This is a genomic window from Niveibacterium sp. 24ML (assembly GCF_026586805.1).
In the GTDB taxonomy this organism is placed as follows: domain Bacteria; phylum Pseudomonadota; class Gammaproteobacteria; order Burkholderiales; family Rhodocyclaceae; genus Niveibacterium.
In genome coordinates this window covers 1-1212 of sequence record NZ_JAPFHA010000067.1, presented here as the reverse complement: position 1 = coordinate 1212, position 1212 = coordinate 1, and the positions used below count along the sequence as shown (strand labels likewise).

Annotated in this window: 1 protein-coding gene; it reads right to left on the bottom strand. The window is 61.6% G+C overall.

The window, feature by feature from the left end:
- Window positions 1–1116, bottom strand: a 1116-nt coding sequence (ltrA, locus tag OPU71_RS21195) for a group II intron reverse transcriptase/maturase (RefSeq protein WP_267730098.1), incomplete at its 3' end; no start/stop codon positions are given.
- Between the last annotated feature and the right edge of the window lie 96 nt (window positions 1117–1212).

Sequence of the window (1212 nt, the reverse complement as noted above, 5' to 3'; positions counted from 1 at the left end):
CATCCAGCGCACCAGATAGTCATTCATGTGTCTCCAGATCGCCGACATCGCCGAGCCGTGGAAGCGGCCGTAGTACTGCTGCCACCCCCTGAGAACCGGATTGAACATCGCTGCCAGATCGTGTAACTCGCGATCGCACATCAATTGCAGATGCCAGCCCCGGATGGTCTGCCGCATCGCCTTGAGGGCATCACGGCTGACCGCCGGGGCGAAGTTCACATAGACCCGCTGATACTTGTCCACCGCTTTGCGCGGCCGGAACGTGTAGCCGAGGAAAGTGAACTGCACATCAGGATGTGCTTCCCGCCGATTGACGTCCTGACAGTAGACGATCCGTGTCTTGCCCGGATGCAATTCGAGCCCGCAGGCGCGGAAGCGCTCACCGATCCTGCGAAGCGCCAGCCTGGCTTGCGCCAAGCTCTTGCAATGGACCACCCCATCATCGGCATAGCGGCAGAACCGCACGCTTCTGAGATTGCGAGTGACCCAGACATCGAAGGCGTAGTGCAGGAACAGGTTGGCCAGCAGCGGACTCACGACACCGCCTTGCGGCGTGCCGCGGGTCCGCTCCATGAGTTGCCCGTCGACGGTTTGCATCGGCGCTTTGAGCCAGCGCTCCGCGTACAGGAGAACCCACGGGATCTGGCAGTGCTTCTTGAGCGCGCGCAGAAGCAGGTCGTGCTCGATGTTGTCGAAGAGCCCTTTGATATCGAACTCCACGACCCAGTCGTAGTCCCAGCTTCGCCGCCTCACCAGCGCGATCGCGTCGTGGGCAGAGCGCCCCGGCCGATAGCCATAGGAGTTCGGATGGAACATCGGGTCGATCTGCGGCTCCAGCAGGAGCTTGACCGCCGTCTGCGCCACCCGGTCGGCAACCGTGGGCACGCCGAGCATGCGCACGCCACCCGACTTCTTCGGGATCGGAACCCCTTTGACCGGCGGCGGGAAATAGCTGCCGGAACAGAGTCGATTCCAAAGCTTGTACAGGTTGTCGCGCAAGCGACTCTCGAATTGCTCGATCGATTCACGGTCGACACCAGCGGCGCCGCCGTTCGCTTTGACACATTGGAATGCCTCCCAGATTAACGCTTTGGGAATGTCATACGGTTTGGTCATGAAACCGAGCTCCTCCTGCTCGCGCAGTTGGCACGGCCCCAGACCGGGATGACGCAGCCCCTTCGCTCCACCGCCATTACAGCGGCTTCAACACTA